The sequence below is a fragment of the Clostridium sp. MSTE9 genome (assembly GCF_000277625.1).
Lineage (GTDB): Bacteria > Bacillota > Clostridia > Oscillospirales > Acutalibacteraceae > Faecalispora > Faecalispora jeddahensis.
In genome coordinates, this window is record NZ_AKFU01000032.1 from 177124 (window position 1) to 199452 (window position 22329).

A 22329-nucleotide genomic window follows, 5' to 3' on the forward strand; every position below is an offset into this window, starting at 1 on the left:
AAATCATTTTGATTGGATTTTAACCAGATGATAAGGTCAAAAGGGATAAAAGAATCCGCCACGAAAAATCCGAATTCAGAAAATCGTCTGAGAAACAGAAAGGACTGCCAAAACATACCGACAGTCCTTTCTTTATGTTTTCTTTTCTTGAAGTCTTTCACAGGATGGCGAAAGCCGCATGATCTTAACCCCCATAATGCTCTCTCAAAAAAGCGTCTCCTGTTTTTGAAAAACAGGAGACGCTTTTTCACATATTGAAAATTATTTTGCATCCTCATCCTGATATTGACAGCGGGACGGAAGGTGGTACTCCCGAATCTTGTACTGCAGCTTTCGGCGGGAGATTCCAAGATACTGCGCCGCTTTTTCCCTATGGTTGCCGCAGGTGGCCAAGGCGGCCAGCACCTCATCCCGGCTCGGACCATCGGAACGCTGCCTTGGTTGGCTCTGCGCGACGGAGAACACGGCAGATTGGGGGGATACTGTCGGGCGGGTATCCGTCTGGTTGGACAGCATGCCGGAGGGGATGCTGTTGATCTCACGGGTGGCGTGCGGGGTCATGACGACCATCCGCTCCACAAAATTGCGAATTTCCCGGACGTTCCCGGGCCAGCTGTAGTTTCGAACCTCTTCCAGTACCTCGTCGGAGAAGCTTTTCTGCAGATTATACTTCTGACAGAAATGGTGCAGAAAATACAGACAGAGGGGAACGATGTCCTCCCTGCGCTCCCGCACCGGCGGGATGGTCAGGGGAATGACGTTGATGCGGTAGTACAGATCCTCACGGAAGGTACCCTTGCTCACCATTTCCCCAAGATTTTGATTGGTGGCGGCGATCAGGCGAAAATCCACCTTCTTGGCCCGGGTGGCGCCGATCCGCTGGACGCTCTTTTCCTCCAGACATCGCAGCAGCTTGCCCTGCACGTTCATGGGGAGGGAGTTGAGTTCGTCCAGAAACAGGGTGCCGCCGTCGGCAGATTCCACGAGGCCTGTCTTGCCCTCCCGATTGGCGCCGGTAAAGCTTCCCTTTTCATAGCCGAACAGCTCCGCCTCAATCAGATTTTCCGGAAAAGCGGCGCAGTTAACGGTGATCAAAGGTTTGATTTTCCGGTCGCTGTGTTCGTGGATATAATGGGCGATGACCTCTTTACCACAGCCGGATTCCCCATAAATCAGCACTGTAGAGTCCAGCGGCGCAATGCTTTCGGCTACCGAAAGCAGCTGCCGGAATTTCTGACTCTTGGCGACGATGCTGATCTTTTCCGCCTGGCCTATTTCTCTGGATGCAAGGATTTTGTGATCGTTGAGCAGGGTATGGTACAGATCCTCAAAGGCCTGAACATCCTGCAGTGTGGTGACGACATACTTCACGTTGCCCTGACCGTCGAAGATCGGCGTGCCAATGACGATGCGCATCCGTGTGGGGCCGTCCACCTGCTGAAAATCCTTGTAGTACTGCAGGCGGCTGACCCGGCGCTTTTCCTGGCAGACCAGGTCAAACACGGACACATCCAGAACATGGCTGAAGTCATGGACGTTCATTTTCAGGTATTCCTTTCGGGGAATATTCCGCCAGTTGACCATGACGGTATTCATAAAAAGGAAATTCCCCTGCGCGTCGTAGAGGGCGATTCCGGTGTCGATATTGTCCAGAATTTCTGTAAAAGGCAATTCCTGGCACAACTCCTGAAAGGACGAAAAATCCTGCATCTGACCATGCCTCCCATCGGATCAAAAGTCATGCATATCATATCATAAATCATGCAAAAAGGCCAAGAAAATGGAATGTATTTACAATAAATTATTTGGGAATCGGCTGTCGCTACATCATATCCCGGAAGGTCTGCAGACGGGTGCGCAATTGCTCGAAGCTGCCGTTCTGCTGGTCCACCTCGATAGACAGGCTTGGGATGCCCGCCTGCCGCAGATCCGCCTCAAGATAGGGCTCGTCGTACTCCTCCGGATCGCAGAACTTCATCATACACAGAATGACTCCCTCTGCCCCGGTCTCTCTGCACAGATCGACCATCATGCCGCCCCGGGGCTTGCCCAGCGTGTGGATCAGGCTGCAGCTGCATCGGTTGCCCCACTGCAGGGCCAGCCGCTTCAGGCCGCCGCCCCCTTTGAGCGGAATGTCGGTGCGGTACTGGCGCATCTCCTGAGCCAGGTCATCCTCCACTACGGCAAACTGGTTTTCGGCCAGAATGTCCAGCAGCTCATCCGGTTCGCAGGCAATACCGCTGAGAATGATCTTTTTGCCGGGGTAGGAATAGCCCGGACGCTGCTTGAGCGCATCCACAATCTCGCGTACAATCGCGGTATGCTCGTGTTTCTCATAGAAAGAAGCGCTTTTCATCACCGTGTGGCGAACCTTGGGGGTGATCACATCCAGGTGCTCCGCGGCCACGGCGGAAAACTCCCGCATGACGGCGTTGTGCTCATTGTAAATCTGGATGGTACGGCCGAGGGCGGCTTCGTTCATCATTCTGCCGGTGATGGTGTACAGCATGGCCAGCACAGTCTCAAACTCGCTGATCAGGTAATCCACGCTGGCGGGGGAAGTGCGGTTCTGGGGCTGGACAATGGGGATCATGGGAATGGAGGGCACGCCGAAGCGCCAGTTCTGGGTCATGCAGCGCAGCGTGTCGCAGATGGCGGGGATAATGACGGCGGACATGCCCTCATATGTACCCCTCAGGCCAAATTCCATATTGGACTGCATGATGGGACAAGCGAAGGCAGGCAGATACCTTTTGGCAAGCTTCCATTCCGTCTGGCCGCCCCACATGCCCATGGGGATCATTCCGCAGGCGTGAACCAGCTCTTCCGGGGCGTAATAAGGAAAGCACCCGACGACCTTTTTGCCCTGCTCCAGATAGTGCTCCAGTCGGCCGCGAGGATTGGCGCAGGCCTGCTGCAGTATAGAAAGGTTTTGATTCAGATCAGTCATTGCGCTTCGCCTCCTTATTTTGCTCCATGACTTCTACCAGCCCCTGGATGCGGGTTTCAAACTGGGCTTCACTGTAGTTGCGGTAGTCTGCCTGGTCGCCGTCGAACGAGGTAAAGGGCACTCCCGCCAGCTGAGAGAGCTGGCGCTGTACCTCCATCATCTGACAGTCCATCACCTTGCAGCTGCGGTTGACATGGTAAATGGTACCCTCGCAGCCAAACTTCTGCAGGGCCTCCAGCCGCCGTGAGATCATGGTGGTGGCATTGTCGCCGTTGGTAGAGGCGAAGCAGTAGGCCCGGGCCATGCCGTCCAGGTCCTCATATTCGATCGCCCATGCCTTTCCATAGCTGGAGGCAACCATGTTGATGCCGTACTTTTTGAGCGTGCGCAGATTGTGGCTGAGATAGGGCCAGCAGGCAATACCGTCCCATGAGACCCGGAACTGTTCCTCCACCGGGAAGGTGGAGGTTCCCTCGGCAATATGCTGCTCGATCTCGGCGTTGAGTTGCTCCAGAACGGCGGTAGAGGATTCCTTGCCCCGGTTGCACACCATTGCGGACATATAGTTGAACAGCTCGAATCCGCTCAGGGGGGAGGGCTTGCGGTCGAGCAGGTCATTGGCCCGCTCCCACAGATAGCTGTTGCGCTGGGAAATCTGCATCACCCTCTGGAACCGCTCCTCATCCCAGGACTTTCCGGTAAAGGCGCACAGGTCCTGAATCAGCTGATCGATCTGCGCGCGGACATAACGTACCCGGCTCTCCGTCACATAATCGTAGGGGTTGTAACAGGTGTCGATGAAGAAGATGGGAATGTCCATTTGTCTGGCCAGATTCTCGTACCACTTGGTCAGCTGATTGCAGATGTTGTTGGTCAGCAGCAGGAAGTCGGGTTTGACCATTTTGCCCCCGTCGGGCAGCTCCACTACGCTTTCGCCGTTCAGGACGGCAGCATACGCCAGGTTCAGCTTGGCGTATGCGCACAGGTCGTTGGAGTAGCCCAAAGGCCCTTCACACTCCTGCAGGAAAGGGTCCGCCTGATGACGGGCCGCGATGCCGGCGGCGTGGTTTTCCGGATAAAGTATATTCAGGCCCAGCGTCTCCGCAATCTCCTGGGGGAAAATCGAGGCGGACCACCCCACTTTTTCGCCCCGCTCTTTAGCAAGCTGGGCATTGTCAAATAATGTTTGGGTCTGCTCGCCCAGCAAAATCATGGACTTGGGTTTTGGGCGCTTGGGCTTGGGCGCCGGTGCTGCAGCGGCGGTTTCCGCCGCGGTTGTCTGTTTACTCATGATCATCAACTTCTCCTTTTCTTCGCTTTTCCCATGCCAGAACTGCGGCGCCGATGGCGCCCGCCGACTGGCACAGCGGATCGACCAGGATATGGCATCCCATCTCCTGCTCCATGGCATGAACCACGCCAATGTTCAGGGCGACCCCTCCGCTCATGGCCACATCGGGAGTCCGATCCAGGCGCAGCGACATGCCGGCTACGCGCTTGGCCACCGAGCTGTGAATCCCCGCCGCAATATCTTCGATGGGGACATTGGAAGACAGCTGCGAGATCACCTCCGATTCAGCGAAAACCGTACAGGTATTGCTGATGCTGACCGGATGGCTGGATTTTTGGGACAGAGGCCCCAGTTCGCTGATCTCTACGTTCAAAACCCGAGCCATTACGTCAAGGAACCGCCCCGTGCCCGCCGCACACTTGTCGTTCATCTGAAATGCAGTGAGCTGGCCCTTATCCGTGATGCTCAGCGCCTTGGCGTCCTGACCGCCAATGTCGATGACGGTATGTACAGTGGGCAGCAGAAAGTGAATTCCTTTTGCGTGGCAGCTCAACTCGCTGATCTGCTCGTCGGCACAGTCACAGTTCATCCGGCCGTAACCTGTCACCACCGTATAGCTGATGTCCTGCTGCGAAAGGCCGCACAGCTCAAACACCTTTTTCAGAGCGCGCTCAGGGCCTACCGTGCCGGTGCCCAGCGGCTCTACCACGTGAGCGGCAAGCACAGCACCATCCTGCAGAATGACCGCCTTACTGGAGGTAGAACCGATATCGATTCCCAGTGTATACATAGGCGCCGAACCTCCTTTCTGGCAGTTATTTGATTTCTTCGGACTGGTACATGGCATGGATTTGTTCATCTGTATAGCCGATCTCTTTCAGAACCTCGTCCGTATCCCGGCCGATGGAGCCGGAGATGCGGCAGGGGATCGCGGACGGATCGATCGACCCGAAGTGGACCGGGCCATTGGAGAACACGGTCTTGGTTCCATCCGAGTATTCGTGGAAATAGGTGTAATGGTTCGCCTGCACCTGCGGATCATAGGGAACGTCCTTAAAGTGATGCAAAACCTCATGAGGGAGATCGTGGGCGTCGAGCAGCTCATGCCAGTAAGAAACTGGCTGTTCCGCAAATTTTTTGTCCAAAATTTTGGTCAGCTCGCCTCTGTTCTCGTAATACACATCTGAGGTGGAGAATCTGGGGTCTGCGGCAATCTCGGGCATGCCGATCACCTGGCAGAATTCCGGGAAGCGCCGGTAATCGATGATGGCAAGGTAAAACCATTCCCCGTCGGAGCCCTGGTAGGTATTGCTGCCGGCGTGTCCGCAGTCATAACGGTCCCGGGGCAGTTTGCGCCCGTTAAAGCCGTTTAAAATGCCCGTGCAGTTGATAAAGGTGCCGGCCTGCAGCAGGGAGACATCCACCTTATCCCCCTCCCCCGTAACAGATCGCTTATAAAGCGCGGCGGCGATGCCCCCAGACAAGGCGACGGCCACGCTGTGGTCGCCAATTCCCCCCACAGGGATCAGGGGCGGGCCGCCGGCCGGGGCAAGGTCGGCCATCAGGCCGGTTCTGGCAAAGAACACGGTGTAATCGTACCCGGGGCGTGAACTCTCCGGGCCTTCGCTGCCGTAGCCCAAAACGGAAGCATGGATCAGGCGGGGAAATGTCTCCTTGAGCTGCTCGTAAGTAAGTCCCATGGGTTCCAGTGCCTGAACGCGGTAGTTGGTGATAAAGATGTCCGCCCCGGACAAGAGCTTCATCATGGCGTCGCGTCCTGCCTCTGTCCTCAGGTTCAGGCAGACGAAGCGCTTGTTCATGTTCTGCACATCAAAGTTGGGGTTTGCATCTTTCGTGCAGGGGGAGAGCGTAGTGCCCGCCTGCTTGCGCCACGCGTCGCCGTTGACCGATTCCACCTTGACGACATCGGCGCCCCATTCGGCCAGAATCCGGGCGGTCATCGGGCCGGCCAGCATGGTGGACAGCTCTACCACACGAATGTTTTCCATTGGTTTCATATGAAAATTCCTCCCTAAATTTTTGCTGCTTGATCCTGGCACCGGCGCAATCAGCGTACCGGTGCCTTTGATATTCCGGCGGTTCAGCGCCCTTTGAACTGGGCGGGACGCTTCTCCAGAAAAGCGGCGGTCCCTTCTTTTCTGTCCTCGGTGCTGAACGCGATGGTCTGAGCAAGGCGCTCAATCATCAGGCCGGTGTTGATGTCGGTCTCATAGCCCAGATTGATGGCCATTTTCGCCATCGTGATCGCCACCGGCCCCTTGGCCATGATCTGGCGTGCCATTTCCTCCGCCGCGGTCATCAGGGCATCCCGGTCGTCCTCGGTCACCTGGTTGACCAGACCAATGGCCTCGGCCTCTTCCGCGGTGATGATTTTTCCGGTATAGATCAGCTCCCTGGCCTTGCCCAGCCCCACCAGCCGGCTCAGCCTCTGGGTTCCGCCCGCGCCGGGGATGATGCTCAGGCCAACCTCTGGCTGCCCCAGTCTGGAGCGCCTGGTCGCGATCCGGATGTCGCAGGCCATGGCCAGTTCGCAGCCGCCCCCCAGAGCGTAGCCGTTAATGGCGCAGATGACAGGCTTATACAGATCCTCCAGGTTTTTCAGAGCCGCCGGCGCCGTGCCCAGCAGCATTTTCAAATAATCCCGGTCATGGATTTCGCGGATATCCGCGCCGCTGGCCAAAGCCTTCTCCCCTGCTCCGGTGACAATCACCACTCTGATCTGGTCATCCTCCCGGGCGCATTGAACAGCAGCGCTGATATCCCCCCACATTTCTGGGGTAAGGGCATTGCGAACCTCCGGGCGATTCAGCGTCAGGTATAAGATGCCGTCCCGGATTTCGTAGAGAATATTTTCAAATTCCATCCCCACTGTCTTCCAATCTCCTTTCCATTGATTCAGCAGAGGCAGACCCTCTATGTGCTTCTACCCAGGGTAAATCAGCAATAAGCGTGCCAAGTGATTTCTCCTGTTTCAAAATTTTTCATATAAAAAAGGCCGGGGGCCACCGGAAAAGTTCCGGCAGGCCGACCCGGCTTGAGAGGCACAGATTTTATTCGATTTTAAAAATCCGGATGGAAAGGGCTGTGCCCACAAACTCTTTCGGATTTTAAATCGCAGGTGAATGCCTTCCTAATATAAAGATAAATAAAAAATTGTGCAATAAAATTGCACAATAAGTGCAAATGCACAATGATATGTGCATTTCACAAAGGAATTACCCCATGGATCGATGCGGTGATCGGTTTCAGCACAACAGCGAAAAACTTTTTGATGGATGGAATTTGGTGCGAAAAAGTTGGCCTGCGTCCAGAAAACATCGGAATTCCAAACAAAAAGCACGGAGGTTCCCGGATTCCTTTTATTTATTTTCCTTGGTGCAAAAATGAATTGGCACAGAGATTGCTTTATCACGTTGATAGAAACTGTGTACCAATGAATCCCGCCGTACTGCGGCAGGACTTTGTGAAAGGGGAATCTCTTGATGGAAATGGAAAACGTTTATATCATGGGCGCCGTCCGTACCGCCGTGGGAAAATACGGCGGTTCGCTGAAAAGCGTACCGGCCCATACCATGGGCGCACTGGTCATTCAGGAAGCGATACGGCGCGCCGGTGTAAACAAGGAATGGATAGATGAGGTCATTTTAGGTGAAGTGCGGCAGAGCACCGAGGCCTCCAACATCGCCCGGTGCGCCGCACTGGAAGCTGGTCTGCCCGAGAACGTACCCGGCTTTACCGTGAATCGCCTGTGCGCCTCTGCCATGCAGGCCCTGTTCAGCGGCTGTCAGGAAATCTGGTGCGGCGAGGCCGACGTCATTGTAGCCGGCGGCACCGAAAACATGAGCCGTGCGCCCCACTACCTGCGCCACGAGCGCTGGGGAGACGGCCCCCTGACGCTGGTGGATTCCAATATAGAGGCGGGTACCACAGCCCAGCCCGCATCCATTTACGGTACCGCTCTGAGCATGCCCAGAACAGCGGAAAATGTGGCCGAGCGCTTCCACATCACCCGGGAAGAGCAGGACAGATTTGCCGCCGAGAGCCAGCGCCGGGCGGCGGCGGCCATTGCCGCGGGCTATTTCAAAGAGGAAATTCTTCCTGTGGAGGTGAAAGAAAAAAAGAAAAACTTTGTGTTTGACACCGACGAATTCCCCCGCCCCAGCACCACCATGGAGGTTCTGGCCGCCCTCAGGCCCATCGTCAAGCCGGACGGAACCGTAACTGCGGGCAACTCCTGCGGCCTGAATGACGGCGCCTCCGCCCTGGTTCTGATGTCCGAGCGTAAAATGAAAGAATCAGGACTCAGGCCCCTGGCTCGAATCGTGGGTATTACCAGAGCCGCCCTGGACCCGGCCATTATGGGCTATGGCCCGGTGTACGCTACCCGCAAAATCATGGAGCGCACCGGGATGACCGTGGAGCAAATGGACCTGGTAGAGCTGAACGAAGCCTTTGCCTCCCAGGCGGTGGCCTGTATGCGGGACCTGGGTCTGGATCCGGAAAAGGTCAACATCAATGGCGGAGCCATCGCTCTGGGCCATCCCCTGGGCAGCACCGGCACCCGCCTGATCGTCACCCTGCTGCATAATCTTATGCGTACCGGCGGCCGGTACGGATTGGCCACCCTATGCATCGGCGGCGGTCAGTCCATGGCTACGATGATTGAAAAGCTGTGATTCCAATCTCGCAATTTCTATATTAAAATGAGGTGTGTCAAATGAATATTGAGCAGGTCAAAACCATCGTGGTGATCGGCGCCGGAGCCATGGGTCAGCAGATCGCCATGAACACCGCTCTCAATGGCCGTACCAGCGGCTATCAGGTCATCCTGTGCGACTCGTTCCTGGGCGCGGTGGAAAAGGCGCAGAAATGGGCCGCCGACTATCTGTCGGGCCGCGTGGCCAAGGGCCGCATTACGCAGTCTGAGGCCGACCGGATTTCGGCCAGCCTGTCCTTCTCCCAGGATGTGGACGAGGCGGCTGCCCGAGCGGATATTGTCATTGAGGCCATTATCGAAGATTTGGAAATCAAGCGGGAACTGTTCGGGCGGATCAGCAAGCTGTGCAGGCCGGACACGATCCTGGGAACCAACAGCTCCAATCTCGTCAGCTCCAAGCTGGCCGACGTCACTCAGAACCCCCAGCGGCTGCTGAATATCCATTACTTCAACCCAGCTTTGGTGATGCAGCTTGTAGAACTGGTTCGCGGCCCGCACACCGCACCGGAGGTTATCGAGACCGTCAAGGCCTTTGCCGTTAACACCGGAAAAGCTCCCATCGTGATCAACAAAGAGATTTCCGGCTTTGTAGCCAACCGCATCAACGCAGCGGTAACTCATGAGGCCTGTTCTCTGCTGGAGAAGGGCATCGCCTCGGTAGAGGATATCGATACCGCCTGTGAAAAGGGACTGGGATACCCCATGGGACCCTTCCGCCTGATGGATCTGACCGGCATCGACGTCAACTACTATGTGCGCCGCGACCGCTATGCCGAAAGCGGCGACGAATACGACAAACCCAGCCCGCTGGTCATAGAAAAGTTCCAGAAGGGCGAATTTGGACGAAAGACCGGAAAAGGCTGGTACGACTATTCCACAGCCGACAAAAAATAAGGGCTGTAACCGCCCGGTTTCGTTTCCGGTGAAAGCACCGCGATCTGCGCAGCGTTCACGGCGTCATACATAAAAGGGGTACCGCCTTATCGCAAGGGCGAAAACGGCCATGCTTGGGATGGACAGCGTTAACCGATCCGGCTGCCTATCAGTCTCCTTTCAGTTAAAACAGTCTGAATCTTTTCTTTTCCGACTACGGAGAAAAAAAGAAAAGACCGGCCGGCAATGGAATCTAAAATACAATACGGGGACAATCTATAAAACAGCTTAGGTAGGACACGGCGAAACGACCCCAGGGACAATCAGGAAAGGGGGAGGAATTCGGAAACCATCCGCTGAAGAAAATATGAGGTAAAAAAGAGTGTGTTTCTTTGCTAAAAGCAGCCCTTCAAAGCCTGTCGATACAGGTAATATACTATTGAGGAGATGTGAAGATGATTAAAACCAATCAGGCCAAAATCCAGTGGTTTGTAGCGCTCGGCGCCGCTTTTGCATGGTTCGGCAATCATTGCGGGGCGGGATTTTGCTCCGGTTTAACTCTATTAAAATATTTTACAAGGTCCGGATGGATATCGCTTGTCACCACGTTAGTCCCATTCATTATTCTTGGTTTCGTTTTTTACTATATGGGAGAGTATTCGCGGTTAATTAAGGCTGACAGCTATAAAGATGTCGCATACTCGCTGTATTCCAAAAAAGAAGCTGTCGGAAAAATTATGGTGATCGTTTTTGACGTGATCGTCTTGATCTCCCTTCTGGTAAACAGCAGCGCGGTACTGGCCGGCGCGGGAACCTTCCTGAATCAGTCTGTAGGTATGAATTATACCCTTGGGACATTTGTGTGCCTGCTGATTGTCGTCGCGATCTCCATGTTCGGCGCGACCGTAATGGCGAAAATCGACCTGCCTCTTGGAATCATCATGACCGGTGCGATTCTTGTCGTGGCGTTTGTTTTGCTCAAAGAAAACTGGGGCGGTGTCGTGAACATCGTACAGACCAAAGAGACATTCAACGTTTCAACGGGATCGGCAATCGGTGATATGATGTGGTATACCGGTCTGCAGGTCGGATTCTGCAGTGCTTACATAGCGATTGCAGGAAAATTCACCAGCAAAAACGACTGCAAGGTGATGGCTATTTTCGGCGGCTTCCTCAATGGATTTATGCTGTTTATCGTTTCTCTTGCCGTTCTGTCCCGCATGCCTGGGATCAGCGACAGCGTGATTCCGATTTACGACATGATCGTGGAGCGTTTTGGTTCCACCGGTATTTTGTCCTTGATCTACAGTATCGGCCTGTTCCTGGCTTATGTTTCCATGTCGGATGTGGTAGCTGTCTGTGCGCGTTTCGGGCCTTGGTTCAACCCAAAGAAGAAGTACAATCAGGCGATTGTGGACATGATTTTCGGAATCATCCTTCTGGGTCTGTCGCTGCTTTTGGCGCAGATCGGCATCGTCGCTCTGGTCACAAAAGGCTACCAGGTGATTTCGTTCCTTCGTATCCCCACCTTCATCGTCGGCGGCTTGATCTTTGCTCCCTGGCGGATTCACCAGATCAATAAGCAGCGCGCCGCCGCTCTGGCGGGGAGTGCCGAGCCGGAAGCGGCACTGAAGTAATCAGCCATTTTCACGAACACGGTCCGGCTTCGACCGGTGTCATTTCCGGTCTTGGCAACGACTCAGAAATATCAGGGAAATAAAGGAATCATTGCAAATTCCCCTCCAAACACATTTGGAGGGGAACCGGCTTCTGTGTTAGTATGAACCTGAGTGATTATCATGCTGGCCAGCGCTCTACGTAAAAGAAAGGTGTATAGCAATGCTTACTCCACACTGCATTGCTATACATTTTTACGAATTCCGTTCCGGTACTGCTCTTTACTGCATACTCCACTGATAGAAAATTCAAGTATCAAAAGATAGCTGGATCGCATGGTTCAATTCATTTTAGGAAAGGCGGATTAAGGTGAGATGAAATTTGTTATGACAAAAGCAGTTTCCCCTGAGGGAATGGAGCTGTTAGTCGGAAAGGCGGAGGTTTATACCGCGAATCATCCTGACCCGAATGAATATCTGGATCAGATGCAGAATGCGGACGCATTACTTGTCCGCGTCGGCAAGTGTGACCGCCACGTCATTGAAAACAGCCCGCAATTAAAGGTAATTGGGCGCACAGGGGTCGGATACGATAATGTGGATGTAAAGACAGCTACGGCTCACGGTATCCCCGTCATCATTACCCCGGGCGCCAATAACCGCAGCGTAGCGGAGCATGCCATTGCCATGATGTTTTCGCTGTCTAAAAACCTGATGGATGCGCATCGGGAGATGTGCGCCGGAAATTGGGAAATCCGTGATGCACAAAAATCTTTTGAACTGGAAGGAAAAACAGTCGGTATCCTGGGATTAGGGGCTATTGGACGTGAAATGGCAAAGCTGTGCCAAGGATGTGGCATGAAGGTTGCCGGGTATGATCCGTTTTTATCTCGGGAAAAAATCGAATCACTGGGTGTACTGTATTTTTCCGACTATGAAGAGCTGCTGAAAGCAAGCGATTTGGTCACGATTCATATTCCGCTCACGGAGCAAACCCGTAATTTGATTGCCAAGGAACAGCTTGCATCAATGAAGAAAACTTCTCTCATTATCAATTGTGGCCGGGGCGGAATTATCAATGAGGAAGATTTAGTAGAGGCACTAAAATCCGGCACAATAGCCGGAGCGGGCATCGACGTTTTTACTACCGAACCCCCCACGCCTGACAACCCTTTGTTCCAAGCTCCGAACTTGATTCTCAGCCCGCATGCTGCCGCACTGAGCCGGGAGTCGGTTATCAGAATGGCACAAATGTGTGTCAAAGGCTGTTTAGCCGTTTGCCATGGTGAAAAGTGGAAGTACGTAGCGGATCCGTCGGTTTATGATCACCCTGTTTGGCAAGGGAAAGAATGGGCCTCAGAGCAGTGATTCAATATATTCACTCTAAATAGTGCTTACTGCAAAGCGAGAGAGGCAAAGGGTATTCAGCATTTCCTTTGCCTTTTTCAATAAAAGAAGACGCGCATGAAGAAGCAATTCATTACATAAAGCCGCGCGAAGGGAGAATGGAATGACTACAGAGAAAAAATCCCCCGTAATTCGTTTAGACAGCGCAGATAACATTGTGGTGGCACGGGAGCCTGTTGCAGCAGGCACCTATATACCTGACGAAGATTTTACCGTCCAGAGCGATATTCCAATTGGGCACAAAATCGCATCCCGCGCGATACGCCAGAATGAACCCATTTTAAAATACAATACGGTGATCGGCTATGCTGCCCGGGATGTAGAGGCCGGAACCCACATGCACAACGAAACGATTTACTTTGATTCTGTATCGAAACAATACGAGTTTTGCCGGGACTACCATCCGGTGAACATACTGCCCCCTGAGCAGTGCCGTACCTTTCAGGGATATGTGCGCCCGGACGGGCAGGTTGGCACGCGCAACTGCATCGCTGTTGCCGTGTGCAGCAACTGTGCTGCTACGGTGGCACGAAAAATCGCAAATTACTTTACTCCTGAAAGGCTGAAGGATTACCCGAATGTAGACGCCATTGTTCCGCTTATCACCAGTTCCGGCTGCGGATTGGAAAAGACGGGCACACCCATGTCTTATCTTCGGCGGATATTAGGGGGGCACGTCAAAAATCCGAATATAGCGGGCGCAGTCGTGTGCGCATTGGGCTGTGAATCCAATAACATCGATGCATTTTTTGAGGAAGCTGAACTGACCCCCGGCCCTTTGCTGGGCCGCCTGGTCATTCAGGAAGTTGGGGGTTCCAGAAAAGCAATGGAACAGGGCATTGCCATGGTGGAAGCCATGCTCCCTATTGCCAACCAGTGTCAACGCCAGCCGGTTCCGATCAGCCACTTAAAAATCGGGATGGAGTGCGGGGGCTCTGATTCATTCTCCGGTTCCTCCGCCAATCCGGCTTTGGGAAAGGCGATGGATCTGCTGATCGAACAGGGAGGCACTGCCGTTCTGACAGAAATCACAGAGTTATTTGGAATAGAGGGAGCCTTTGTCCGCCGGGCCAAATCCCCCGAAGTGGCACAAAAGCTAATCGATTTGATGAATTGGTGGCTGGATTACTGCAAGGGACGCGATGCTCAAATCAACGGTAAGGTAACTCCGGGTAATAACGCCGGAGGTCTTACTAATATCCTAGAAAAGGCGCTGGGCGGCGCTAAAAAAGGCGGAAGCACCCCTCTTAACGGTGTTTTTGACTACGGTGAAAAGATCACAGAGCAGGGGTTTGTCATCATGAACGCCCCGGCCTATGATCCAATGGCTGCCGCCGCCCTATTTGCAGGCGGATGCAATTTATGTGTTTTTACCACCGGGCGTGGCTCCTGCTTTGGAGCACAGCACTTCCCCACTTTGAAAATTTCTTCCAATACTCCTCTTTTTCAACGGCAAGAGGATGATATGGATATGAACGCCGGTGTCGTCATCGACGGAGAGAAAACGCTCGAGGAGATGGGTGAGGATATTTTTGAGGCCATCATAGAGGTAGCCTCCGGCAAACCGACCAAGAGCGAGCTGTTCGGCATGGGCAACGATGAATTTGTGGTCTGGTGGTTGGGGATTACGAGCTGATCCTGTTTGTACACAAGTGCTCGTTTTTAACCAGAGCTCAAATTTCAGAGATGCAGGTGTGTCAGAAATTTTCTCATACAAGACGAGATTGTGTTTATTGATTTTTAAAATATCAAATAAACATCTTTTCTTGAAAACAAATCATCCTGCACACCAAATTACATTTAGTCAGCAATTAAAAAGGAGTAGGTAACATGGCAATGCTGGAGAAGCCGTATCGCAGCAACGAGATGGTCGGCGGATGAAACAACGCCGGCAACCGTACGCTCTTATATGCCTTGGGCATAGACGAAGACGAATTAAAAAAGCCCTTTATCGGGATCGTGAATTCCTGGAATGAAATGCATCCCGGCCACAAGCATCTGCGCGAACTTAGTGCTGCTGTGAAAGAAGGGATCATCGCTGAAGGTGGCCGTCCATTTGAATTTAATACGATCAGCATATGCGACGGCTGTACACAGGGTCACGATGGTATGCATTATGTCTTACCCAGTCGTGGCATCATCGCAGATTCTGTTGAGGTAATGGCTCAGGCTCAACGGCTGGACGGTCTCGTGCTGCTGGCCGGGTGCGACAAAATCGTCCCTGCAATGGCAATAGCGGCTGGAAGAATCAACATTCCCAGTGTAATCGTCACATCAGGGCCAATGGTCACCGGTAATTACCGCGGGGAACCGATGGAAGGTGCATTTCGTGTGCGTGAAGCTGCAGGCCGCTTATTCCGCGGTGAAATCACCGAGGATGAATACAAAGAAATGGAAATGTCGGTGTGCACAGGCCCCGGAAGCTGCCCAATGATGGGAACAGCCAATACCATGTCATGTCTAATGGAGCCTTTGGGACTGTCTTTGCCCGGCAGCGGCACGGTTTTGGCCATCCATGCAGACAGGCTGCGTATCGCAAGGAAAAGCGGCATACGCCTGATGCAGATGGTAAAAAAGAATATCTGCCCCAGAGATTACATAAAGCGCGAAAACTTCATCAATATGATTAAGGTAAGCATGGCACTCGGCGGCTCTACAAATACAACGATCCATATTCCGGCAATCGCAAGTGCATTCAACATCAGCATTGGGCCGGATGATTTTGAAGCCTGCAGCAGGGCGACGCCCCAAATTGTCAATGTGCGCCCATCCGGTAAATACTCCTTGCAGGATCTGGAAAACGCCGGCGGTGTCCTTGCCGTCATGGGTGAAATTCAGAGCTTGCTTGACCTGAACGTCACTGCGGTAACCGGGCAGGCATGGAGGGATATCCTGCCCGGCCATAAAACCCGTGATTTAAACGTTCTCACCACTTTGGATCAACCATTCCATGCGGAGGGCAGTATCGCGATTCTCAAGGGCTCCCTGGCTCCGGAAGGTGCCGTTGTGAAGCAGAACGGTATCCATAATGAAGAAATGAAATGCCATACCGGCCCGGCTCGTGTATTCGAAAGTGAAGAAAAGGCAATCGAGGCGATCCAAAAGGGTGCAATTCATCATGGCGACGTTATCGTGATTCGAAATGAAGGGCCCAAGGGCGGCCCGGGTATGCGCGAAATGCTGCTGGCCACGACTCAGCTGATGGGCCTGGGGCTGGGTGATACGACAGCATTGGTTACAGACGGCCGTTTTTCCGGCGCAACGCATGGGCCGTGTATTGGGCATATCTCCCCGGAAGCCGCTGTCGGGGGCCCGATCGGCCTGGTACAGGACGGGGATTTGATTTCGATTGATATTCCAAACCGCAAGCTGGAACTGTTAGTTCCGGAGGAAGTGATGGAAGAACGGAGAAAGAGTTGGAGCCCGACCTTGACAAAGACTGACAGCGATTATCTGAAGCGGTATCAAAAGTATGTCGGCAGCGTTTGGGAAGGCGCTGTGCTCAAGTAAGGCTGCCAAAGATATTATCCTGGTCAGGAATTCTTTGGGACAAAAGGCACTGAGGGTGCCAACACCGCCAAGGTGATTTTAGAAACCTACCCCGCGCTTTCAATTTAGATAGTAAAGCAAGCGAATGAAAAACTGGATCACTGCCGACTTTTCGCCGGTAGTGATCCAGTTTTTTCGGACACGATCGTACTATTGCCTTCAGATGAGCACCTTTACTGAAAAGGCCAGCAGCAAAGTTAAAGTCTTTAAGCACAGCACCCACGGTCACCGTAATTTTCAACGCTTTCGCAATCGCATTGTGCATAACTTCAATGCCGCAATGCAAAAAGGAGCGGCTTAACGCCGCTCCTTTCGTTTCCCTTTGAAGTCACTTTAATGATTGGCAGAGAGCCTAAATAAAACAGATTCTCATTCGGGATTGCACCCATGTTTTCGGCGAAAGCCCACAGTTTTCACCATGGAGCTTTCTCGATCCGCCTTACTTCAGGCACTGAAGAACTTCAATCAGATAGTCCCACACGCGGCCAACGGACGAAATGCTCATGCTTTCGCGATAGGTGTGAACCTCCGACATATCCGGACCAATCGATATGCAGTCCAGATCGGGCAGTTTCCCCATAAACATACCGCACTCAAGTCCTGCGTGGATCGCAGAAATTTCCGGATCATGGCCATACTGCTTTTGGAAAATCCGAACCATCAGGTCGCGCAGCGCCGATTCGTGCTTATATTCCCATGCCGGATAATCCCCGAAAATCTGAATGCTTCCTCCCAGCAGCTCCATTTCGCAAGCCAGGCGGTCAACCAGCATCTGCTTTTGTGTCGCAACACTGCTGCGCAGGCAGAAGGAGGCAAGCAGCTCCTCTTCTTCGGTTGCCAGTATGCCAAGATTCAGCGAGGTTTGAACCAGCCCCTCAATGTCGGCGCTCATTTCCTGAATGCCGTTCGGCATGCAGGTCAGCATATGGAGCACCTTCCGGGTCGCGGTTTCATCCATAGGAACAAGCTCTGTCGCCGCATCTTTCACTTCTACAAACAGGCCCGGATCATTCTTTTGGTATTCCGATTTGAAAGCTGTTTCCATGTCCGCTGCAATCACACGAACCAGATCCGCATTGGCGGCGACCAACAGCGCTTCTGACTGCTGCGGAATTGCGTTGTCCTTTTTGCCGCCCTCTACAGAGATCAAACGGAAATCCGACTTTTTCTTTGCGGCATACAGCAGGCGGCCCAGCAGCATACTGGCGTTGGCGCGCCCTTTATCGATATCCGCACCGGAATGGCCGCCGAGCAGACCGCCCACCGTGATATTCAGCACAGTGCCGGAATACGGTGCGCGTGCAATGGGCAAACGGCACCGGGTCATATTGCCGCCCGCGCAGCTCACGGTAAAAATCCCCTCCTCCTCAGAGTCAAGGTTAATGAGCTTTCTGCCCTTTAACGGCGACATATCCAGCTGGATGGCGCCCAGCATACCGATTTCCTCATCGATGGTGAGAATCGCCTCGACACGGGGATGCGATAATTCCTTTGAGTCGAGCACCGCCAGCGCCATAGCGACAGCGATACCGTTGTCCCCGCCGAGCGTGGTGCCCTTGGCCCGGATCCGGTCGCCATCGATCACAAGATCAATGCCTTCTTTCTCCATGTCCTTGGTGCAGTCCGGCTCTTTTTCGCAGACCATGTCCAGATGCCCCTGCAGAATAATCGGCTCCGCACTTTCATATCCCGGTGTCGCTTCTTTTATGATGATCACATTGTTGAAGCTGTCCTGATGATATTCCAGCCCGCGTGCTTTCGCAAAGCTTACGCACCAGTCGCTGATTGCCCTGGTGTTCGTGGATCCGCGCGGGATCGCGGAAATCTCTTCAAAAAAATGAAAAACATTGTTCGGTTCCAGATGCTCTAATACTCCCATGACGATAGCTCCTTTACAGTATAATAGGAACCTCACACCGTTTACGGCAACCAGCTGCCGGCGGCTGAGAGAACCTTGAAACTCGAAGCGGGGATATGTTCGCCGCTGAAGGATGAACCAATTGTTCCCGCATCTCATTCCTGTTATTATAACATCCGTCACTCGTCATGCAAAATCCTTGGATTCTACACAAAGGGTACGTTGTTCCGTTACCATAAGAAATCATACCGGCTTTGTTCCGCCGGTCAGGTTTTCACCCTTTCTTTTAGAACTGAACGAAACGGTTGTTTTGCAAAATCTTCATATAATGAACCAGACGGTTATAAACCGGTTCCGCCTGATCGCCAAAATGCGCCTTCATTTCGTCCGCTATATCGCCCACAGTCCGCACGCCGTCGATTTTCTTCCACACAAAACTGCCGAAGGTATCCAGTGCGATATGACTTACGGGGGGCGAATGAAATAACTTTTGGGCAATCACGTGGTGAATGCCCTTATGCACCATGTGGACTGTGACAATGCCGTCCTTTTCATCCCATGAATTTTGAGCATTCAGAACCGGCACAAAATCCAGATAGTTTTTTCTTTTTTCCATCAAAGCTTCTCCCGGTTCGATTTGAACCGGGCCATACACCCTTTTATGGTGTACAGCCCGGCCATGTTTTCATTTTGATTATCTTTTCAGGCTTTTATTCCAAACAGTGAATTTCAGAATGGTCATGAGCAGCAGAATAAAAGCAATCAATCCGGCAATATTGCCGAAGTGCAGGGACTCGGGCAGTGCCACATTGACGCTGAGCGCGGCAAATATCGCGAGGAAAACACCGATGAGACCTTCACCCGCAATCAGACCGGAGCTGTAAAGCACGCCGGACTGCACCATGTCTTCTCTTTCCTCTTCGGACGAAGCCTTGCGCTTTTCCAGGTACAGACGAATCAAACCGCCAGCCATGATCGGCACGGACAGATGAATCGGCAGATACAGCCCAATCGCAAAGGGCAGCACGGGAATGCCAAGAATTTCAATAATAACCGCAATGCTTACTCCGGTAAACACAAGCGCCCAGGGGAGATTGCCGCCCATAACGCCTTCCACGACCATCTTCATCAGCGTGGCCTGCGGTGCGGGGAGCTCTGACGAACCATATCCCCAGGCCTGGTTGAGCAGGTACAGAACGCCGCCGATGGTAAGTGCGGAAATAATGGTTCCAATCAGCTGGCCAATCTGCTGCAGCCTTGGCGTAGCGCCCACGAGGAAACCGGTTTTCAAATCCTGAGAAGTATCGCCGGCAATCGCCGCACTGATACAAATGATGGAGCCGATGGTGATCGCGCCGATCATACCGCCGATTCCGCTATTGCCCGTCGCTTTCAAAAGCATGGTAGCAATGAGCAGCGTTGCGATCGACATACCCGAAACAGGGTTGTTAGACGAACCGATCAGTCCGACCATCCGGGAAGAAACGGTCGCAAAGAAGAAGCCAAAAATAATGACAATCAGCGCTCCCAGGAAATTCAGCGGGATGGCCGGAACGAGCCACATGACCAGAGCGACGATTACCGTGCAGATCAGCAGGAACTTCATGGAAAGATCCTGTTCGGTACGCAGCGTACCCTTCGTGCTCTGTCCGTAACCGGCAATTGCGTCCCGAAACGTGCGGACAATCAAAGGCAGGGTTTTGATCAGAGTGATAATTCCGCCGGCCGCCACGGCACCAGCGCCGATGTAGCGGACAAAATTGCTCCAGATCCCCCATGTTCCTTGGGTTTCCCACAGCTCCGCAACAGAAACGCTTGCCGGGAAGATAACAAGATCGTTGCCGAAAAGAGCAATGAGCGGCATAACGACAAACCATGCGGTAGCGCCGCCCGCGAGAAGATAAGAGGATACCCGTGCTCCGCATATGTAACCAACACCAGCCAGCGCGGGAAGCACATCTGCACCAAATCCGGCACCTTTATACATGGGGATTTTCCAATCGATCTCACTGGGGAAAAGCTTGAGTCCATCCGTAATAAACTTATATACGGCGGAAACACCCAGGCCGATAAAAACAGTAGAGGCCTTATTGCCGCCTTTGTCACCGGCCATCAGAACCTCGGCGCAGGCCTGTCCCTCCGGGTAAACCAGAACGCCGTGCTCTTTGACGATCAGCGCCGTACGCAGCGGCACCATAAATACAACACCGAGAATACCGCCGCACAGGGCGATCAAAGAAATTTCAATAAGAGAAGGCATCGACGTAAGTCCGTCCTCCGCCCACATAAACAGCGCCGGCATGGTGAAGATCGCACCGGCCGCCACTGCCTCGCCGGCAGAGCCGATGGTTTGCACCATGTTGTTTTCCAGAATGGAATCACGTTTCAGAATCACGCGGATGATGCCCATAGAGATAACAGATGCGGGGATCGCGGCCGAAACCGTCATACCTACGCGCAGCCCCAAATACGCATTGGCGGCGCCGAATAGAATAACGAGCAAAATACCTAAAGCTACTGAATAAACCGTAAATTCAGGTACTACCTTATCCGCCGGAATATAAGGCTTATGATTTTTTTCTTCCAATGTTCTTACCTCCAATAAATTTTCATGAATATGTAAATTAAATTTCATGTAGAGATAAAACAATTTTAATAGGGTTTTACGCATTAGTCAATGCTTTGTTGCAATATGTAAAAATTGTTTGTAATGATATAAAATTTTGTAAAATTTAGATGGACAAACAGATCTTCCCATCATAGGAAAATCGGGCCGGAAAAGCGAATCTCTTTCTTAACATCGCCTTTTTCGACCACCTGTGTATATGCGGCCGCTCAGGTATCGACAGAAGCCGGGTACGGATTTCTGCTGACTCATCATAGTGATCCGTACCCGGACTCAAAAGTGAATTTATCTTTGCCTTTTTCTCTTTTTGATCCAGCGTTCTACCTTGGCATATGTCTGGCCATTTTTGCGCCTTCCATAAAAAGCAATTGCCAAAATGAAAATCAGACCATAATCTGCCGCCACAGTCAGTCTAAAATGATGAAAAGCGGTTTCTTCCAAATGGTTTGCCCAGAAAAGGATCGCTAAAACAAAAGCGATCAAATGGAAAATGAAACAGCCAAAGTATGTAATCAATAAAATCCGTGGGATTTCCTTGCGGTACCGCCTATAAAGAATCCATTCTATCAATGTTTGGCCTTTTCTTCTTTTCCGTCTGGCACTGTTATTGACCTGATAATCGATGATACACGAGTATAAACTCCGAAGATAGCAGAATGTCAATAAAAATAAAGCAAGTATTAATAAGATATAGCTCAATTAACTCTCCCGTTCCGTATGGATTTCACAGTAAGAATATCGATCCGCCCTCAACGCTGGAATGCAATCAAATTACTTGCTCACGAATGAGCAAGTATCTCGCGGAAGGCCCAATCGTCGGTTCTTCTCCCAAATAAGCCAATTTTCCATGGATGCAGGAAATGAGAGCCGGTCCATTGAAAACAAGATGCTCTAAGGCAACCTCCAGAGGAAGCGTAACCCCATCAAACCCTTCATTTATGCTCAGCACATAGCAAGTGTCTGGAGCACCATTCTTTTTTAACAGACGATAAACGTCTTGCCAGCTGGAAATCGGCTGCGTAATCCGCCGTACACATCTTTCATTAAAATATTTGCGCACGCAAGTTTTCCATATAAAATCTCTCCGCTTTTTTTCGTTCCAGAGCTCGTATTTCGCTCGTTCTTTTTTCAGATCGATGATAAAAGCAGAAATGATTTGAGACTCAATCTTTTGATCCACGCTTCTCTCTCCTTTCACTGATAGGTGTTATCAAATCAAAGTATGAGCAAAAAATGATAAAGCGTCAATATGAATGGCAGACAAACTGATAGGAAATATATGGTATTTCAATGCACCTAAATAAAAACCACCGGCACAGCCGGTGGTTTTTATTTGCTGAGGTTCTCTCTTCCCTGCTGTTTTTAGACAACCCCAGCTTTTTTCTGAACCTTCGGCACAGAAGGTTTTTCTTATTAAAAAA

Annotated in this window: 17 protein-coding genes and 1 pseudogene; 6 read left to right on the top strand and 12 right to left on the bottom strand. The window is 52.2% G+C overall.

Annotation, left to right across the window (positions count from 1 at the left end; all coding sequences use genetic code 11):
* Positions 1 to 261: 261 nt before the first annotated feature.
* The 6 genes from HMPREF1141_RS07610 to HMPREF1141_RS07635 form a co-directional block, all read right to left on the bottom strand.
* On the bottom strand, positions 262 to 1710 hold the full coding sequence (locus HMPREF1141_RS07610) for a sigma-54-dependent Fis family transcriptional regulator (protein ID WP_009062470.1): 1449 nt from the start codon (positions 1708 to 1710) through the stop codon (positions 262 to 264).
* A gap of 112 nt (positions 1711 to 1822) precedes the next feature.
* A complete protein-coding gene (locus HMPREF1141_RS07615) occupies positions 1823 to 2950 on the bottom strand; it encodes a 2-hydroxyacyl-CoA dehydratase family protein (RefSeq protein WP_009062511.1) in 1128 nt (375 codons plus the stop codon).
* On the bottom strand, positions 2943 to 4241 hold the full coding sequence (locus tag HMPREF1141_RS07620; protein WP_242824569.1) for a 2-hydroxyacyl-CoA dehydratase family protein: 1299 nt from the start codon (positions 4239 to 4241) through the stop codon (positions 2943 to 2945). The genes HMPREF1141_RS07615 and HMPREF1141_RS07620 overlap by 8 nt, the downstream gene beginning before the upstream one ends.
* Complete coding sequence (locus HMPREF1141_RS07625) at positions 4234 to 5031, bottom strand: acyl-CoA dehydratase activase (RefSeq protein WP_009062620.1); 798 nt, start codon at positions 5029 to 5031, stop codon at positions 4234 to 4236. Before HMPREF1141_RS07625 ends, HMPREF1141_RS07620 begins: the two co-directional genes overlap by 8 nt.
* Positions 5032 to 5056: 25 nt before the next feature.
* Complete coding sequence (locus HMPREF1141_RS07630) at positions 5057 to 6259, bottom strand: CaiB/BaiF CoA-transferase family protein (protein ID WP_009062501.1); 1203 nt, start codon at positions 6257 to 6259, stop codon at positions 5057 to 5059.
* An 83-nt stretch (positions 6260 to 6342) separates the two neighbouring features.
* Positions 6343 to 7125 carry an enoyl-CoA hydratase-related protein gene (locus tag HMPREF1141_RS07635; protein WP_035316731.1) on the bottom strand — a complete coding sequence of 261 codons (783 nt, stop codon included), beginning with the start codon at positions 7123 to 7125 and terminating at the stop codon, positions 6343 to 6345.
* 625 nt (positions 7126 to 7750) lie between these two features.
* On the opposite strand from HMPREF1141_RS07635, the gene HMPREF1141_RS07640 reads away from it, so the two are divergent.
* The 6 genes and pseudogenes from HMPREF1141_RS07640 to ilvD all read left to right on the top strand — a co-directional run.
* Entirely contained in the window at positions 7751 to 8938 is a 1188-nt protein-coding gene (locus HMPREF1141_RS07640; protein WP_035316757.1) for a thiolase family protein, read from the top strand.
* A 41-nt stretch (positions 8939 to 8979) separates the two neighbouring features.
* The gene (locus HMPREF1141_RS07645) at positions 8980 to 9873 is read left to right on the top strand and encodes a 3-hydroxyacyl-CoA dehydrogenase family protein (protein ID WP_009062740.1); all 894 of its coding nucleotides are present in this window, start codon (positions 8980 to 8982) and stop codon (positions 9871 to 9873) included.
* 434 nt (positions 9874 to 10307) lie between these two features.
* The gene (locus tag HMPREF1141_RS07650; protein ID WP_009062458.1) at positions 10308 to 11489 is read left to right on the top strand and encodes a hypothetical protein; all 1182 of its coding nucleotides are present in this window, start codon (positions 10308 to 10310) and stop codon (positions 11487 to 11489) included.
* A gap of 354 nt (positions 11490 to 11843) precedes the next feature.
* Positions 11844 to 12836, top strand: coding sequence for a hydroxyacid dehydrogenase (locus HMPREF1141_RS07655; RefSeq protein ID WP_009062717.1), 993 nt, complete (start codon positions 11844 to 11846; stop codon positions 12834 to 12836).
* A gap of 142 nt (positions 12837 to 12978) precedes the next feature.
* Entirely contained in the window at positions 12979 to 14511 is a 1533-nt protein-coding gene (locus tag HMPREF1141_RS07660) for an altronate dehydratase family protein (RefSeq protein WP_009062586.1), read from the top strand.
* Between the two features lie 260 nt (positions 14512 to 14771).
* Positions 14772 to 16385 (top strand): annotated as a pseudogene (gene ilvD / locus HMPREF1141_RS07665) (dihydroxy-acid dehydratase); the annotation flags it as partial.
* 478 nt (positions 16386 to 16863) lie between these two features.
* Here the strand turns inward: ilvD and HMPREF1141_RS07670 are convergent.
* The 6 genes from HMPREF1141_RS07670 to HMPREF1141_RS17515 all read right to left on the bottom strand — a co-directional run.
* Positions 16864 to 18303 (bottom strand): aminoacyl-histidine dipeptidase, encoded by a 1440-nt coding sequence (locus HMPREF1141_RS07670; RefSeq protein ID WP_009062490.1) that lies wholly within the window; start codon positions 18301 to 18303, stop codon positions 16864 to 16866.
* 265 nt (positions 18304 to 18568) lie between these two features.
* Positions 18569 to 18898: a PqqD family protein gene (locus tag HMPREF1141_RS07675; protein ID WP_009062602.1), complete on the bottom strand. Its 330-nt coding sequence runs from the start codon at positions 18896 to 18898 to the stop codon at positions 18569 to 18571.
* 78 nt (positions 18899 to 18976) lie between these two features.
* Entirely contained in the window at positions 18977 to 20869 is a 1893-nt protein-coding gene (locus HMPREF1141_RS07680) for an oligopeptide transporter, OPT family (protein WP_035316732.1), read from the bottom strand.
* 324 nt (positions 20870 to 21193) lie between these two features.
* Positions 21194 to 21478, bottom strand: coding sequence for a hypothetical protein (locus tag HMPREF1141_RS07685; RefSeq protein WP_009062554.1), 285 nt, complete (start codon positions 21476 to 21478; stop codon positions 21194 to 21196).
* Between the two features lie 196 nt (positions 21479 to 21674).
* Positions 21675 to 22088, bottom strand: a complete 414-nt coding sequence (locus HMPREF1141_RS07690; RefSeq protein WP_009062803.1) for a hypothetical protein — start codon at positions 22086 to 22088, stop codon at positions 21675 to 21677.
* 30 nt (positions 22089 to 22118) lie between these two features.
* A partial coding sequence (locus HMPREF1141_RS17515) for a hypothetical protein (protein ID WP_196795034.1) occupies positions 22119 to 22329 on the bottom strand: 211 nt, incomplete at its 5' end.

Coding starts and splice junctions, on each gene's coding strand:
- HMPREF1141_RS07610 (WP_009062470.1), bottom strand. CDS start 1,710: ATGCAGGATTTTTCGTCCTTTCAGGAGTTGTGCCAGGAATTGCCTTTT.
- HMPREF1141_RS07615 (WP_009062511.1), bottom strand. CDS start 2,950: ATGACTGATCTGAATCAAAACCTTTCTATACTGCAGCAGGCCTGCGCC.
- HMPREF1141_RS07620 (WP_242824569.1), bottom strand. CDS start 4,241: ATGAGTAAACAGACAACCGCGGCGGAAACCGCCGCTGCAGCACCGGCG.
- HMPREF1141_RS07625 (WP_009062620.1), bottom strand. CDS start 5,031: ATGTATACACTGGGAATCGATATCGGTTCTACCTCCAGTAAGGCGGTC.
- HMPREF1141_RS07630 (WP_009062501.1), bottom strand. CDS start 6,259: ATGAAACCAATGGAAAACATTCGTGTGGTAGAGCTGTCCACCATGCTG.
- HMPREF1141_RS07635 (WP_035316731.1), bottom strand. CDS start 7,125: ATGGAATTTGAAAATATTCTCTACGAAATCCGGGACGGCATCTTATAC.
- HMPREF1141_RS07640 (WP_035316757.1), top strand. CDS start 7,751: ATGGAAAACGTTTATATCATGGGCGCCGTCCGTACCGCCGTGGGAAAA.
- HMPREF1141_RS07645 (WP_009062740.1), top strand. CDS start 8,980: ATGAATATTGAGCAGGTCAAAACCATCGTGGTGATCGGCGCCGGAGCC.
- HMPREF1141_RS07650 (WP_009062458.1), top strand. CDS start 10,308: ATGATTAAAACCAATCAGGCCAAAATCCAGTGGTTTGTAGCGCTCGGC.
- HMPREF1141_RS07655 (WP_009062717.1), top strand. CDS start 11,844: ATGAAATTTGTTATGACAAAAGCAGTTTCCCCTGAGGGAATGGAGCTG.
- HMPREF1141_RS07660 (WP_009062586.1), top strand. CDS start 12,979: ATGACTACAGAGAAAAAATCCCCCGTAATTCGTTTAGACAGCGCAGAT.
- HMPREF1141_RS07670 (WP_009062490.1), bottom strand. CDS start 18,303: ATGGGAGTATTAGAGCATCTGGAACCGAACAATGTTTTTCATTTTTTT.
- HMPREF1141_RS07675 (WP_009062602.1), bottom strand. CDS start 18,898: ATGGAAAAAAGAAAAAACTATCTGGATTTTGTGCCGGTTCTGAATGCT.